A 12,460-nucleotide genomic window follows, 5' to 3' on the forward strand; every position below is an offset into this window, starting at 1 on the left:
GTCCGAACCGGGCACGGGCTCTGCGATGGGCAGGCGCGGCAGGCTCAGAACTGCCCCTGGAGGTGCTGCCAGAACCCGTCCCGCAGCGCCCGCCGCAACTTCCCGTACCCCCGCAGCGAGCGCCCCAGCCGCTTCTCCGCCTCGACCAGGAGTTCCTGGTCGACGGGGCCAGGCAGGTAGGGGTGGCCCGGCAGCAGCTCGATCAGCGCGCGGCTGCCGCGCTCCGCGAGCCACGTCGCCGCGATCTGCGCGCCGAGGAAGCGCACCTCCTCGCGCGCGGGCGGCGGCGCGGCGTCCTCGGGCTCCTCGAAGGTGGTGACGGGGCGCCGGGTGACGTACGGACGGCAGAAGTCCAGGTCGAAGGTGCGCGTGGAGTCGACCTCCCAGAGCAGCGGCTCCGCCTGGTTGCGCCCGTCGCCCGCCTCGATGCCCCACAGGTGCACCCGCGCCCCGTACCCCTGCGCGGCCTCGACCGCGGAGACGAGGTCCTCGTCGCCGCCGACCAGCGCGGCGTCGCTGATCGCGCGGTGCCGGGCGAGCGACTCCAGGTCCGTGCGGATCAGGGAGTCGACGCCCTTCTGCTGGTTGTTGGCGTTGAGGTTGCCCAGGCGGACCTTGACGTCGGGCAGCTCGGCGATGGCCTGCTGCTCGGGCGTGTGGATGCGGCGCCTGGCGCCGTCGTACCAGTAGACGCGGAGCAGCCTGCTGTCCGCGAAGATCGTCCGCGCCTTGTCGATGAAGGCGTCGATGATCCCTTCCGCGTCAAGGTCGAAGCTCCGCCGGTCCTCGTTGCCCGTCACCAGCAGTCCCGCGGCGGCGTAGACGTAACCGGCGTCGACGAAGATCGCGTGCGTCGACGGGGTCTTGGCGACCTCGGCGAGGATGCGGCGCAGCAGCTCGTTGGTGTGCTCAAGATCGTTCATACGGGGCCCATTGTCCCGCCCGCCTCCCCTACCCGCCAGTAGTTAGGTACTCGAAAGTTTTCTTTAGCGTAGGGAATGTTTGAGATGGGCAACCCGTTGTACCCATCAGGAACAGACACACAGTTCTCCATCAGGAGGATCAGACGAAGGGAGAAGCCGTGCGCTTCGAGATCATGCGCCTGGACGACGTCGACGGCACCGCCGTGGACAGCACCGTCGTGGACGCCGCCTCCGTCAACCGGATCGTGCAGCAGGCCGCCTCGATCGGCCAGCGCATCTACATCCGCCCGGCCGAAAGCTCGGCCTCGTAGGACGTACGGGGCCGCAAGACGACGCGCCCCCGTCGGGAACTTCCGTTCCCGGCGGGGGCGCCGTGGTTTCCGGGCGGCTCAGCCGCCCCGGACGACCTGGGTGACGCCGTTGATGATCTGCTGCACGGCGAGCGCGGCGAGCATCATGCCCGCCAGCCGGGTGACCAGCACCACGCCGCTGTCCTTGATGACGCGGATGATCACCAGCGAGAAGCGCATCGCCAGGAAGAGCACGACGTGGATCGCCAGGATGGCCGACCAGACGGAGATCTGGCCCGCGACGGTGTCGTTGTTCTGCACGGCCATGATCACCTGGACGATGGCGCCGGGCCCGGCCAGCAGCGGCATGCCCAGCGGCACGAGGGCGACGTTGACGTCCTTCTTGGCCGCCTTGGGCTCCTCGGTCTTCCCGGTGAGCAGGTCGAGGGCGACGAGCAGCAGGAGCAGACCGCCCGCGATCATCAGCGCCTCGTTGCTGATGTGCAGCCGGTCGAGGAGCTTCTGCCCGACGAGGCCGAAGACGGTGATGACGGCGAGCGCCACCGCCGCCGCCTGGAGGGCCATCTTCTTCTGCACCTTGGCGGGGCGCCCGGCGGTGAGCGCGAGGAAGATCGGCGTGATCCCGGGCGGGTCCATGATCACGAAGAGGAGGAGGAAGAGCGAACTGAACGTGGCGAACTCGAACACGGTGGTGCCTTGCGGGAGAAGTGGTACGGGCGTGCGCGCGACGGCGCACGACGCGTCGCGGCGTGCGTCCGCGCAGAGGCGCGAGGAGGCGCGTGGAAGAAGAAGGAGCGGAGAGGTGCGGGGAGCTACCGGGTTCCGCCCGCGCCGGGCACCGGGAAGGCTCCCGTGGCGCGCCGGGTGATCTCGCCGTAGATCTCGGGGTCGGTGGTGCACTCCCCGAGCCGTACGGTCTTGCGGCTGCCGTGGTAGTCGCTGGAGCCGGTCGTCAGCAGGCCGAGCTCGGCGGCGAGGCCGCGCAGCCGGGCGCGGGTCGGCCCGTCGTGGTCGGTGTGGTCGACCTCGACGCCGTCGAGACCGGCCGCCGCGAGGTCGGCTATCACGCTCTCCGGCACCGTCCTGCCGCGCTTCACGGCGAGCGGGTGCGCGAAGACGGTGACCCCGCCGGCCGCCTTGACCAGACGGATCGCGTCGAAGGGGTCGAGCTCGTGCTTGTCGACGTAGGCCCGGCCGTCGTTGGCCAGCCAGTCGGCGGTGAAGGCGTCGGAGACCGTCGGGACCACGCCCAGCTCGACCAGCGCGGACGCGATGTGCGGGCGGCCCACGGAGCCGTCCCCCGCGATGCGGGCGACGTGCTCCCACTCGACGGGCACGCCCATCTCCTGGAGCTTGGCGACCATGCCGCGGGCGCGCGGCACCCGGTCGTCGCGCACCAGCTCGCGCTCGCGGGCCAGCTCGGGCTCGTCGGGGTCGAAGAGGTACGCCAGCATGTGCAGGCCCACGCCGTCGACGCGGCAGGACAGCTCGGCGCCGGTGACGAGGGTCAGGTCCCTGTCGAGGTCCCGGAGCGCGGCGATCGCCTGGGCGTGGCCGCGCGTGGAGTCGTGGTCGGTGAGCGCCACGACGTCGAGTCCGGCGGCGGCCGCGTTGCGGACCAGCTCGGCCGGGGTGTCCGTGCCGTCGGATGCCGTGGAGTGGGTGTGCAGATCGATGCGCACGACGCGGGACTCCGGGGCTCGGGACGGGCAGAGGGACGTTCAAGGATAACTGGGATTCGAACACCCCAGCTCACACCGAGTGGGGCGGAACCGGACCGCGCCCCGGGCCCGGTACGGGTCCACGACCCGGGCCCGGTACGGGTCCACGGCACCGGCCCGGTACGGGTCCACGGCACCGGCCCGGTACGGATCCGCGGCACGGGCCCTCACAGCAGGCGTGGCGTCAGCGCTCCGCAGGGCACCAGCTCGACCTCGGCGCCCGCGTCCCGCAGGTCCGTGAGCACCAGCTCTTCGTACATCAGCAGCCCCGACCGCTCGGGCCAGACGATCGCCCAGAGCCACAGCCCGCGCGCCTCGCCCGCGAAGACCGCGCGGTCGTCGGGCGTGCCCTTCACGTGCCACAGGGGCGTGGGCCTGCCCGCCGCGTGGACCTTGGCCTGCGGGGGGCGGTCCACGTTGATGGCCGAGCCGGGGTCGGGGCCGTCGATGCCCGCGTAGCGCGCGCCGAGGCCGACGCCCAGCTCCTCCGCGACCAGCAGCAGCTCGCCGAGTCCGCCGAGCGGGCCGGGACCCGAGCAGGCGACGGCGGTCGCGCGGCCCCCGCTGCGGTCGTCCCCCGCGTACGCGACGCCGGTGAACAGCCAGCCGACGGGCAGCGGCCACGGCATCCACACCGGCACCCGCGCCCGGTGGACCACCACGCCCAGGGCTTCGACGCTGGGCGGGATCACTGGCTGAAGCGGGTGGACGGTGCCGTGCACGGCGCACTGCCAGGAGTCGGCAAAGAGACCGGGCGCCCTGACCCGGCCACCACACTTCGGGCAACTGGGTTCGCCCCTCATAGCGGTCAACGGTCCTCCCCGGCCGCCGCCCCGTCAAGGACGATCACCCGTCCGGTGTGGCTCCCGTCGGCCAAAATCAGATGCGGCCTACATCCATCAGCCCGCCCGACCGATTCCGTGCATAGCGCACCGATCCGGCGCCGCCACGTCCGGGCGCACCCCTGTCGGGGGGCGCAAAGCGGGAAGAAGAAGAGGAGGAGTGGCGAGCCCGCTCGGGGCCGGGCGATCGCCTGCGGCCCGGCGGCCCTTGCTCGCGCGGTTCCCCGCGCCCATAGCGCGCCCATGAACGGGGCCATGTGCCGGACGAGTCCGCTCGGCGCAGGTGCGCCCCTTCAGGAGCGCGGGGAACCGCGCGAGGGTGGGGCAGACGCCGCGCGCACCCACCCCGCCCCGGAATCCCGCCGAAGACCGCCCCGCCCCGGGGCTACTCCAGCCCCACCGAGCCCCGCAGCGGGTCCCGCAGGTCAGTGCCCCGCTCAAGCCACCGCTCCTGAAGCGCCCCCGCCCCCTTCACCCGCTTCCACGCCGCCTCGTTCGGCGTCATCGGCAGCAGCGGCAGGAACCGCACCGGATCCATCGGCGCGTCCAGCTCCAGGTCCTCCACGAGCCCGCCCGACTCCGCCACCAGCACCGAGCTGAAGGGCGCCCCCGGCCACAGCGGATCGCCCACGTCCAGCGACGCGCCGGGGGCCACGACCAGACCCTCCACCTGGGGCGACGCGGCCAGCACCGCCAGGGGGCGGAGCACCCGGTCGGTGTCGGCCAGCCCTGCCCGTACCGTCAGGACCAGCTCCGCGCGCGGCCCCTTCACCGGATCGGCCAGCGCGGACGTCGGGTCCGCCATCGGCGCCGCCGACATGCCGAGCGTCGCGTACCTGACGAGGTCGCCGTCGACGAAGCGCAGCACCTCGATGCGGTCGGTACCCAGGAACGTCACGGCCGCTCGCGCGTCCGGCTCGCCGAGAGCCGTACGGAGCCGGGCCTCCACCAGTGCAAGAACTTCTCCCATCCCTGGAGCATAGATCCGTAAAGGAACGGGCAAAGTAAGGGATTGGGCTGTTGTCGGCTGATAGTCTTGGCCGCTGGTCGGGACAGTACGCGAGGCAGTACGCAGAGGCGTTGCTCTCCGGTTCCGACATCACGTCGTCCCTCAAGGGGGACCGGCCGGAGGAGGTGGGACTGCGGTGGATCGAAGTCGTCCTGGCAGTACCAACAGCTCTTCCGCACGGGGTTTTTGACCCGCGTTCTCCCAGTGAACCCCGCTCCGGGCACCCTCCGGACGCGTTTCGCGGGCCCCATGGCATGTGACGGGACGGAAGAGCTCCCCGTTCTCACCTTTCTCTCTCGAACCGTGTCCGTAGCGAACGCCGCCACCGCGAGCAACCCGGCGGTGCCGCCCGCTTTGTGGACGTAGGCAGCCACCGCCGTACGGTCGCCACGTCTCCATTCCGGGCAGTGCCACGCGTGCCCGCGTCGACGGCCTCTCCGTGAAGGAGCCAGCCATGTCGATGATCCGTGACCTGCGTGCGGTCGTGCGCCCCTCCCTGCGCAAGGCCCCCGCCCAGTACAGCAACTACGACGCCACCCGCGACCCGTCCGCCTCCACCGCCGTCGTCGACTGCGGGGTCTACCGCGACGGCCACCGCGTGAAGGACGAGGCGTGCCTCACCCCGCGCGAGGCGATGCGCCGGGTGCGCGACGGCGGCGGCTTCGCCTGGATCGGCCTGCACGAGCCGACCGAAGAGGAATTCGCCGGCATCGCCGCCGAGTTCGGGCTGCACCCGCTCGCCGTCGAGGACGCCGTCCACGCCCACCAGCGGCCCAAGCTGGAGCGGTACGACGACACCCTCTTCACCGTCTTCAAGACCATCCACTACGTCGAGCACGCCGAACTCACCGCGACCAGCGAGGTCGTGGAGACCGGCGAGGTGATGTGCTTCACCGGCCCCGACTTCGTCATCACCGTGCGGCACGGCGGGCAGGGCTCGCTGCGCGCGCTGCGCCACCGGCTCCAGGACGACCCCGAACTGCTCGCCAAGGGCCCGTCCGCCGTCCTCCACTCCATCGCGGACCACGTGGTCGACGGCTACATCGCGGTCGCCGACGCCGTGCAGGACGACATCGACGAGATCGAGATCGACGTCTTCTCCGCGCCGACGAAGGGCGCGACGCGCGGCACCGACACGGCCCGGATCTACCAGCTCAAGCGCGAGGTGCTGGAGTTCAAGCGGGCAGTGATGCCGCTGCTGCGGCCGATGCAACTGCTCTCCGAGCGGCCCATGCGGCTGGTCGACCCGGACATCCAGAAGTACTTCCGGGACGTCGCCGACCACCTGGCGCGGGTACAGGAACAGGTCGTCGGCTTCGACGAACTGCTGAACTCGATCCTCCAGGCCAACCTCGCGCAGGCGACCGTCGCGCAGAACGAGGACATGCGCAAGATCACCTCGTGGGCGGCGATCGTCGCCGTGCCGACGATGATCTGCGGGGTGTACGGCATGAACTTCGAGCACATGCCGGAGCTGAAGTGGAAGTACGGGTACCCGATGGTGCTCACCGCCATCGTCGGGATCTGCTTCACCATCCACCGCACGCTGAAGCGCAACGGCTGGCTGTGACAGACCCCGGCGCGGCCTTCTAGGCTTCGCCCATGACTGAACCTCTGCTCGCCGGGGCCCTCGCCGAGGAGGCCACCAAGAAGTCCGGCCTGATCTGGGTACGGGGCGCCGACGGCGGCACGGCCCGTCCGCTCTGGCACGTCTGGCACGAGGGCGCGGCGTGGCTCGTCGGCGACGGGCCCGTCGAGCAGCCGTTCCCCGAGGGGCTGGCCGCGGGCGCGCGGGCCGAGGTGAGCGTGCGCAGCAAGGACAAGGGCGGGCGCGTGGTGGAGTGGACGGCTCTCGTCGAAGAGCCCGCGCCGCGCTCCGAAGCGTGGGAGGCGGCGGTCGCCGAGCTGAAGGGCAAGCGGCTGAACGCGCCGGACGGCGAGGGGGTCGTGGAGCGGTGGGCGGCCGAGTGCCGCGTGCTGCGGCTCGCGCCGGTGACGGCGCACACGGAGCTGCCCTCTGGTTCGCTGGCGGCGCGGCCGGTGGCGAGCCCCGCGACGACCCGCGAGCCGGTGCCGGACGCGCTGCCGCGCCTGCTGTTCCGCAGGAAGCGACGGAGGTAGGGGGCGGGGGCAGGGAGCTGGGGCGGGGGCGGGGCACACGCCGCGCGTGCTCACCCGCGCCCCCCGGGAGGCTGCTCACCCCTTCGACTTGGGGAGTTCGTCCTCGTAGTCGACCGTGTCGTCCTCCCGCGGCGCCGCCAGCGGGAAATCGAGCGCCCAATCCGACAGCCGCAGCACCCCCGCGCCCCCGCCCCGCGCGAACTGGAGCGGGTACGGGATGCCCTCCAGGGCCACCGACAGCGTCCCGCCGTCGCCCTCCTCGCCGCCCTTCACCTGGATGGTGCGGACCCCGCCCAGCTCCCCGCGATCGCCCTTCTCGGCCTCGCCGTGCAGATCGAGCAGCCCCGCGAGCAGCGCCTTCTTGTCGGTGAAGCCGCGGAACCGCTTGTACGCGGGATCGTCCTCCGGCACCTTCACGTACTTGTCGTCCAGCTTGTCCGCCGCCTCGGGCCCGCCCTTGCCCTCGTCCTGACCTGCGCCCGAACCGCCCTCGTCCTGGTGCGTCCAGAACGCCGCGTCCGCCTTCAGGTACAGCTCGTCCTCGATCCGCAGCAGCTCGAACGTCGCGTCCTTGGACGCCACCGAGCCCGTCGCGCCGGCCTCCTTGAGCCGCATGTTCAGCTTGTACGTGCCGCCCTTGCTGACCAGCGTCCCGGAGAGCCGCACCGCGTCCGCCCCGTCCGCCGCCGCGCGCGCCTTCTCCTCGATCTGCGTCGCGGAGAGCTTGCCGACGCCGTTGGTGCCCTCGTCCGGGTCCTCGTCGGCGGAGCACGCCGAGAGGGCCAGGGCCAGCCCCGCGCAGAGCGCGAGGGTCCGGGCGGCGGCCGACGGCATTCGGATCACGGGCGCACTGCCTCTCATCTGCGTGTCGTGGGTGGCAGACGGCAGCGTACCCGGGCAGTGGACACCGCCCCGCAGAGAGCCTGACCCAGAGCCGTACGGGCGCCTCCACCGAGCCGGTCGTGACCGGGACGGGCTAGCCTGAACCAGGTACAAGATCAGTAAAGCCACTGAGCGGAAGGGAGGCCCACCACATGGCTTCAGGCCCCTCCCGCGTCTTCGTCTCGCACCTCGCCGGAGTCGCGGTCTTCGACCCGAACGGCGACCAGGTGGGGCGCGTGCGCGACCTGGTGGCCATGTTGCGCGTGGGCCGACGGCCGCCGCGGCTGCTCGGGCTGGTCGTGGAAGTGGTCAGCCGCCGCCGGATCTTCCTGCCCATGACCCGCGTCACGGGCGTCGACTCCGGCCAGGTGATCACCACGGGTGTGGTGAACATGCGCCGCTTCGAGCAGCGCCCCACCGAACGCCTCGTCCTGGGTGAACTCCTCGACCGCAGGGTGACGCTGGTCGAGACCGGCGAGGAGGTGACGGTGCTGGACGTCGCCATCCAGCAGCTGCCCGCCCGCCGCGACTGGGAGGTCGACAAGGTCTTCGTGCGCAAGGGGAAGGCCGGTGCCCTGCGGCGGCGTACGGGCGAGACGCTGACCGTCGAGTGGTCGGCGGTCTCCGGCTTCTCCCTGGAGGAGGACGGGCAGGGCGCGGAGAGCCTGGTCGCCACCTTCGAGCGGCTGCGCCCCGCCGACGTCGCGGGCGTGCTGCACCACCTCTCCCCCAAGCGCCGCGCCGAGGTCGCCGCGGCCCTCGACGACGACCGCCTCGCCGACGTCCTGGAGGAGCTGCCCGAGGACGACCAGGTCGAGATCCTCGGCAAGCTCAAGGAGGAGCGGGCCGCCGACGTCCTGGAGGCGATGGACCCGGACGACGCCGCCGACCTGCTCTCCGAGCTGCCCGAGGAGGACAAGGAGCGGCTGCTGACCCTGATGCGCCCCGACGACGCGGCGGACGTGCGGCGCCTGATGTCGTACGAGGAGCGCACCGCGGGCGGTCTGATGACGACCGAGCCGATCGTGCTGCGGCCGGACGCGACGGTGGCCGACGCGCTGGCCCGGGTGCGCCAGCAGGACCTCTCCCCCGCGCTCGCCGCGCAGGTCTACGTCTGCCGGCCGCCGGACGAGACGCCGACCGGCAAGTACCTGGGCACGATCCACTTCCAGCGGCTGCTGCGCGACCCGCCCTTCACGCTCGTCTCGTCGATCGTCGACAACGACCTGGCGCCGCTCTCCCCCGACGCTCAGCTCCCGGTGATCACCAGTTACCTCGCGGCCTACAACCTGGTCGCGGCGCCCGTGGTGGACGAGGGCGGCTCGCTGCTCGGCGCGGTGACCGTGGACGACGTACTGGACCACCTGCTGCCCGACGACTGGCGCGAGCGGGACCTGCACGGCAGCGAGGAGGCGACGCATGGCTAGGCTCGACCAGCCGAAGGCGCCGCGGCGCAGGCTGCTGCCCGAGTGGGACCCCGAGGCGTTCGGGCGCGTGTCCGAGAGGATCGCGCGGTTCCTGGGCACCGGGCGGTTCATCGTCTGGATGACGCTGATCATCATCCTGTGGGTGCTGTGGAACATCTTCGCGCCCGAGGCCGTGCGCTTCGACGAGTATCCGTTCATCTTCCTCACGCTCGCGCTGTCGCTCCAGGCGTCGTACGCGGCCCCGCTGATCCTGCTCGCGCAGAACCGGCAGGACGACCGCGACCGGGTCAACCTCGAACAGGACCGGGCGCAGAACGAGCGCTCCATCGCCGACACCGAGTACCTGACCCGGGAGATCGCGGCGCTGCGGATGGGCCTCGGGGAGGTCGCGACGCGCGACTGGATCCGCTCCGAACTCCAGGACCTGGTGAAGGAGATGGAGGAGAGGCGGGCCGTATTCCCGTCGGGGGCGGGCGGCCGGAGTGACGAAGACGACCGTTGACCGTGCTTCCCGGGGGGTGCGGTGAGCGCCGTACCATCGACCCTATGGCTACGGAAGACGCGGTGCGCGAGGCGCTGGCGACGGTGAACGACCCGGAGATCCACCGACCCATCACCGAGCTGGGGATGGTCAAATCGGTCGGGATCGGCGCGGACGGGGCGGTAGCCGTCGCGGTGTACCTGACCGTCGCGGGCTGCCCGATGCGGGACCAGATCACGAAGAACGTGACGGACGCCGTGTCGGCGGTCGAGGGCGTCACGTCGGTCTCCGTCGAGCTCGACGTGATGAGCGACGAGCAGCGCAAGGAGCTGGCGGGCGCGCTGCGCGGCGGCACGGCCGAGCGCGAGGTGCCGTTCGCCAAGCCGGGCTCGCTGACCCGGGTGTACGCGGTCGCCTCCGGCAAGGGCGGCGTCGGCAAGTCGTCGGTGACGGTGAACCTCGCCGCGGCGATGGCGGCCGACGGGCTGAAGGTCGGCGTCGTGGACGCCGACATCTACGGCCACTCCGTGCCGCGCATGCTCGGCGCGGACGGGCGTCCGACGCAGGTCGAGAACATGATCATGCCGCCGTCCGCGAACGGCGTGAAGGTCATCTCGATCGGGATGTTCACCCCGGGCAACGCGCCCGTGGTGTGGCGCGGGCCGATGCTGCACCGCGCGCTCCAGCAGTTCCTCGCCGACGTGTACTGGGGCGACCTGGACGTCCTGCTGCTCGACCTGCCCCCGGGCACCGGCGACATCGCGATCTCGGTCGCGCAGCTCGTGCCGAACGCGGAGATCCTCGTCGTGACGACGCCCCAGCAGGCGGCGGCGGAGGTCGCGGAGCGGGCCGGGTCGATCGCGGTCCAGACGCACCAGAAGATCGTGGGCGTCGTCGAGAACATGTCCGGGCTGCCGTGTCCGCACTGCGACGAGATGGTCGACGTGTTCGGCACGGGCGGCGGCCAGATGGTGGCCGACGGCCTGACGAGGACCACGGGCGCGACGGTGCCGGTGCTCGGCCAGATCCCGATCGACGTACGGCTCCGGGAGGGCGGCGACGACGGGCGCCCGGTCGTCCTGTCGAACCCGGACTCCCCCGCGGGGACCGCGCTGCGCGCGATCGCGGGCAAGCTGGGCGGCCGCCAGCGCGGCCTGTCGGGCATGTCCCTGGGCATCACCCCGCGCAACAAGTTCTGAGGACGTCCGGGGTACGGGTCCCGCTGCGCGGGGTGGGTACGCCCGGCGTGTGCCCCACCCTCGCGCAGTTCCCCGCGCCCCGCTAAGGGCGCGGGGAACTGCGCGAGCAGGCCACCACCCGCGCCCCGGGGCGGCGCGACCTACCCCGCGTACCCCTCAAGGTCCTGGATCGCCGAGAACGCCAGGCCGTACGCGCTCATCCCACGCCCGTACGCCCCGATGTGCACCCCGTCCGCCGACCCCGCCAGCACCCACCCGAACTCCGACTCGCGGTAGCGGAAGGCGACGGGCACGCCGTCCACCGGCAGGGACAGCGTCGACCACGCCCCGCCTTCGAGGTCGTCCGCCAGTTCGAAGGCGGTCTCGGTCTGCTGGTCCAGCCAGTCGTCGCGCAGCGAGTGGTCGAGCTGCGCGGGCCAGGTGTACGCGAGGAGCCCCGATCCGGCCAGCCAGGCCGCCGACGACACGGTGGTCGCCTCCAGCACCCCCGTACCGTCGCCGCTGCGCCGCACCGGACTGTTCACGACCGTCACCACGACCGCGAACCGTTCCTTCTCGCCGTCCTCCGACGCCCCGCGCACCGACGGCACGTCGCCGTGGCCCGTGGAGCCGTGCTGGACGGTGCCGTCGGCGGCCGTGCCGACCTGCATCAGCCAGCGCGCCCCGGTGAACGCCTCGTCGAGGCCGTACCAGGGGAACTCCGCCCGCAGGTAGCCCTCGACCGTCCGCCGGGCCGCGGGCGCGCCCTCGGCGGACCGGGTCTGCGCCCCCGCGCGACTCGTCGTCTCCATCTGGCCGACCGCCTCCTCGACTCCGCAGCGTCCGGAGCGGCCCGCCCCCCTCGGGCGTCCCTGACTCCCGGACAGACGGAGGATAGCCCCACGACCGCGGAGCGACGGCTCAGGGCCGGATCAGGTGGCGTCCGCGTCGAACGGCGGCCGGTCGTCCTTCGCGGGGGCCTGCGCCGCGGGCGCGTCCTTCTTGAGCAGGTCGGTCTTGCCCGCGGAGCCGTTCGCCGACGCGCCCGCCGCGCTCTTCGCCGGTGCGGCGGAGGAGTCGTCGTCCGACGTCGTCTCCCGGCCGTTCACGGCGTCCGTGACCTCCTGGAGGTCCTTGCGCAGGTCGAAGCTGTCGCGGATCTCCTTGAGCCCCAGCGCGTCGTCGTCGCCGTCCATGAGCTGCTTGCGCACGAACGTCTTGGGGTTGAGGTCCTCGAACTCGAAGTCCTTGAACTCCGGCCCCAGCTCGGTGCGGATGTCTTCCTTCGCGCTCTCCGAGAACGCCCTGATCTTGCGGATGAAGCCGGAGACGTCCTGAATGACCTTCGGCAGCTTGTCCGGGCCGAAGACGAGCACGGCGAGGACGATGAGCGTGAGCAGCTCTAGTGCGCCTATGTCATTGAACACCTTGCTGCTCCTCGTGTTCGCGTTCTCCGCGGCCGCACAGGTCTGGTCGGGTCCGGGGTGGAAGGTCTGGGTTCCGATCCACGGTACCCGGCGAAACTGTCCTGGCGGTACCTTCCGATGACCGTTGCGTGCAGCTTG

At 71.8% G+C, this 12,460-nt stretch carries 13 protein-coding genes and 1 pseudogene; 6 read left to right on the forward strand and 8 right to left on the reverse strand.

What is annotated here, in order from left to right; translation table 11 throughout:
• Positions 1 to 44 precede the first annotated feature (44 nt).
• Entirely contained in the window at positions 45 to 923 is an 879-nt protein-coding gene (locus tag ACIBNE_RS17820; RefSeq protein ID WP_399272456.1) for an NYN domain-containing protein, read from the reverse strand.
• A gap of 158 nt (positions 924 to 1,081) precedes the next feature.
• On the opposite strand from ACIBNE_RS17820, the gene ACIBNE_RS17825 reads away from it, so the two are divergent.
• Entirely contained in the window at positions 1,082 to 1,234 is a 153-nt protein-coding gene (locus ACIBNE_RS17825) for a hypothetical protein (RefSeq protein WP_399272458.1), read from the forward strand.
• A gap of 78 nt (positions 1,235 to 1,312) precedes the next feature.
• On the opposite strand, the gene ACIBNE_RS17830 is transcribed toward ACIBNE_RS17825, so the two are convergent.
• From ACIBNE_RS17830 to ACIBNE_RS17845, 4 genes are all read right to left on the reverse strand, one after another.
• Complete coding sequence (locus ACIBNE_RS17830; RefSeq protein ID WP_399272460.1) at positions 1,313 to 1,921, reverse strand: MarC family protein; 609 nt, start codon at positions 1,919 to 1,921, stop codon at positions 1,313 to 1,315.
• Positions 1,922 to 2,046: 125 nt separating this feature from the next.
• The gene (locus tag ACIBNE_RS17835) at positions 2,047 to 2,916 is read right to left on the reverse strand and encodes a PHP domain-containing protein (RefSeq protein WP_399272462.1); all 870 of its coding nucleotides are present in this window, start codon (positions 2,914 to 2,916) and stop codon (positions 2,047 to 2,049) included.
• A gap of 206 nt (positions 2,917 to 3,122) precedes the next feature.
• A complete protein-coding gene (locus tag ACIBNE_RS17840; RefSeq protein ID WP_399272464.1) occupies positions 3,123 to 3,758 on the reverse strand; it encodes a DUF6758 family protein in 636 nt (211 codons plus the stop codon).
• Positions 3,759 to 4,182: 424 nt separating this feature from the next.
• Entirely contained in the window at positions 4,183 to 4,767 is a 585-nt protein-coding gene (locus tag ACIBNE_RS17845) for a suppressor of fused domain protein (protein WP_399272466.1), read from the reverse strand.
• Positions 4,768 to 5,260: 493 nt separating this feature from the next.
• On the opposite strand from ACIBNE_RS17845, the gene ACIBNE_RS17850 reads away from it, so the two are divergent.
• Together ACIBNE_RS17850 and ACIBNE_RS17855 are read left to right on the forward strand one after the other, a co-directional pair.
• Positions 5,261 to 6,376: a magnesium and cobalt transport protein CorA gene (locus ACIBNE_RS17850; protein WP_399272468.1), complete on the forward strand. Its 1,116-nt coding sequence runs from the start codon at positions 5,261 to 5,263 to the stop codon at positions 6,374 to 6,376.
• A gap of 32 nt (positions 6,377 to 6,408) precedes the next feature.
• The gene (locus ACIBNE_RS17855; RefSeq protein WP_399272470.1) at positions 6,409 to 6,927 is read left to right on the forward strand and encodes a hypothetical protein; all 519 of its coding nucleotides are present in this window, start codon (positions 6,409 to 6,411) and stop codon (positions 6,925 to 6,927) included.
• Between the two features lie 75 nt (positions 6,928 to 7,002).
• Here ACIBNE_RS17855 and ACIBNE_RS17860 read toward each other — a convergent pair whose 3' ends face one another.
• Positions 7,003 to 7,788, reverse strand: a complete 786-nt coding sequence (locus tag ACIBNE_RS17860) for a hypothetical protein (RefSeq protein ID WP_399272472.1) — start codon at positions 7,786 to 7,788, stop codon at positions 7,003 to 7,005.
• Positions 7,789 to 7,961: 173 nt separating this feature from the next.
• Here ACIBNE_RS17860 and ACIBNE_RS17865 point away from each other — a divergent pair, with 173 nt between their 5' ends.
• The 3 genes and pseudogenes from ACIBNE_RS17865 (at position 7,962) to ACIBNE_RS17875 (ending at position 10,916) form a co-directional block, all read left to right on the forward strand.
• Positions 7,962 to 9,236: a magnesium transporter MgtE N-terminal domain-containing protein gene (locus ACIBNE_RS17865; RefSeq protein ID WP_399272474.1), complete on the forward strand. Its 1,275-nt coding sequence runs from the start codon at positions 7,962 to 7,964 to the stop codon at positions 9,234 to 9,236.
• Positions 9,208 to 9,738, forward strand: a pseudogene (locus ACIBNE_RS17870) (DUF1003 domain-containing protein); the annotation flags it as partial. The gene ACIBNE_RS17865 and the pseudogene ACIBNE_RS17870, both read left to right, overlap by 29 nt.
• A gap of 44 nt (positions 9,739 to 9,782) precedes the next feature.
• Positions 9,783 to 10,916: an Mrp/NBP35 family ATP-binding protein gene (locus ACIBNE_RS17875; RefSeq protein ID WP_399272476.1), complete on the forward strand. Its 1,134-nt coding sequence runs from the start codon at positions 9,783 to 9,785 to the stop codon at positions 10,914 to 10,916.
• A 140-nt stretch (positions 10,917 to 11,056) separates the two neighbouring features.
• Here the strand turns inward: ACIBNE_RS17875 and ACIBNE_RS17880 are convergent, their stop codons facing one another.
• Positions 11,057 to 11,707, reverse strand: coding sequence for a hypothetical protein (locus tag ACIBNE_RS17880; protein WP_399272478.1), 651 nt, complete (start codon positions 11,705 to 11,707; stop codon positions 11,057 to 11,059).
• A 120-nt stretch (positions 11,708 to 11,827) separates the two neighbouring features.
• Positions 11,828 to 12,322: a sec-independent translocase gene (locus tag ACIBNE_RS17885; RefSeq protein WP_399272479.1), complete on the reverse strand. Its 495-nt coding sequence runs from the start codon at positions 12,320 to 12,322 to the stop codon at positions 11,828 to 11,830.
• Positions 12,323 to 12,460 lie beyond the last annotated feature (138 nt).

The organism is Streptomyces sp. NPDC050504 (assembly GCF_044458065.1).
GTDB lineage: Bacteria > Actinomycetota > Actinomycetes > Streptomycetales > Streptomycetaceae > Streptomyces.

Bases quoted from the DNA above. Each gene is read 5' to 3' on its own strand.
- ACIBNE_RS17880 (WP_399272478.1), bottom strand. From the start codon at position 11,707: ATGGAGACGACGAGTCGCGCGGGGGCGCAGACCCGGTCCGCCGAGGGC.
- ACIBNE_RS17850 (WP_399272468.1), top strand. From the start codon at position 5,261: ATGTCGATGATCCGTGACCTGCGTGCGGTCGTGCGCCCCTCCCTGCGC.
- ACIBNE_RS17845 (WP_399272466.1), bottom strand. From the start codon at position 4,767: ATGGGAGAAGTTCTTGCACTGGTGGAGGCCCGGCTCCGTACGGCTCTC.
- ACIBNE_RS17875 (WP_399272476.1), top strand. From the start codon at position 9,783: ATGGCTACGGAAGACGCGGTGCGCGAGGCGCTGGCGACGGTGAACGAC.
- ACIBNE_RS17855 (WP_399272470.1), top strand. From the start codon at position 6,409: ATGACTGAACCTCTGCTCGCCGGGGCCCTCGCCGAGGAGGCCACCAAG.
- ACIBNE_RS17865 (WP_399272474.1), top strand. From the start codon at position 7,962: ATGGCTTCAGGCCCCTCCCGCGTCTTCGTCTCGCACCTCGCCGGAGTC.
- ACIBNE_RS17820 (WP_399272456.1), bottom strand. From the start codon at position 923: ATGAACGATCTTGAGCACACCAACGAGCTGCTGCGCCGCATCCTCGCC.
- ACIBNE_RS17840 (WP_399272464.1), bottom strand. From the start codon at position 3,758: ATGAGGGGCGAACCCAGTTGCCCGAAGTGTGGTGGCCGGGTCAGGGCG.
- ACIBNE_RS17860 (WP_399272472.1), bottom strand. From the start codon at position 7,788: ATGAGAGGCAGTGCGCCCGTGATCCGAATGCCGTCGGCCGCCGCCCGG.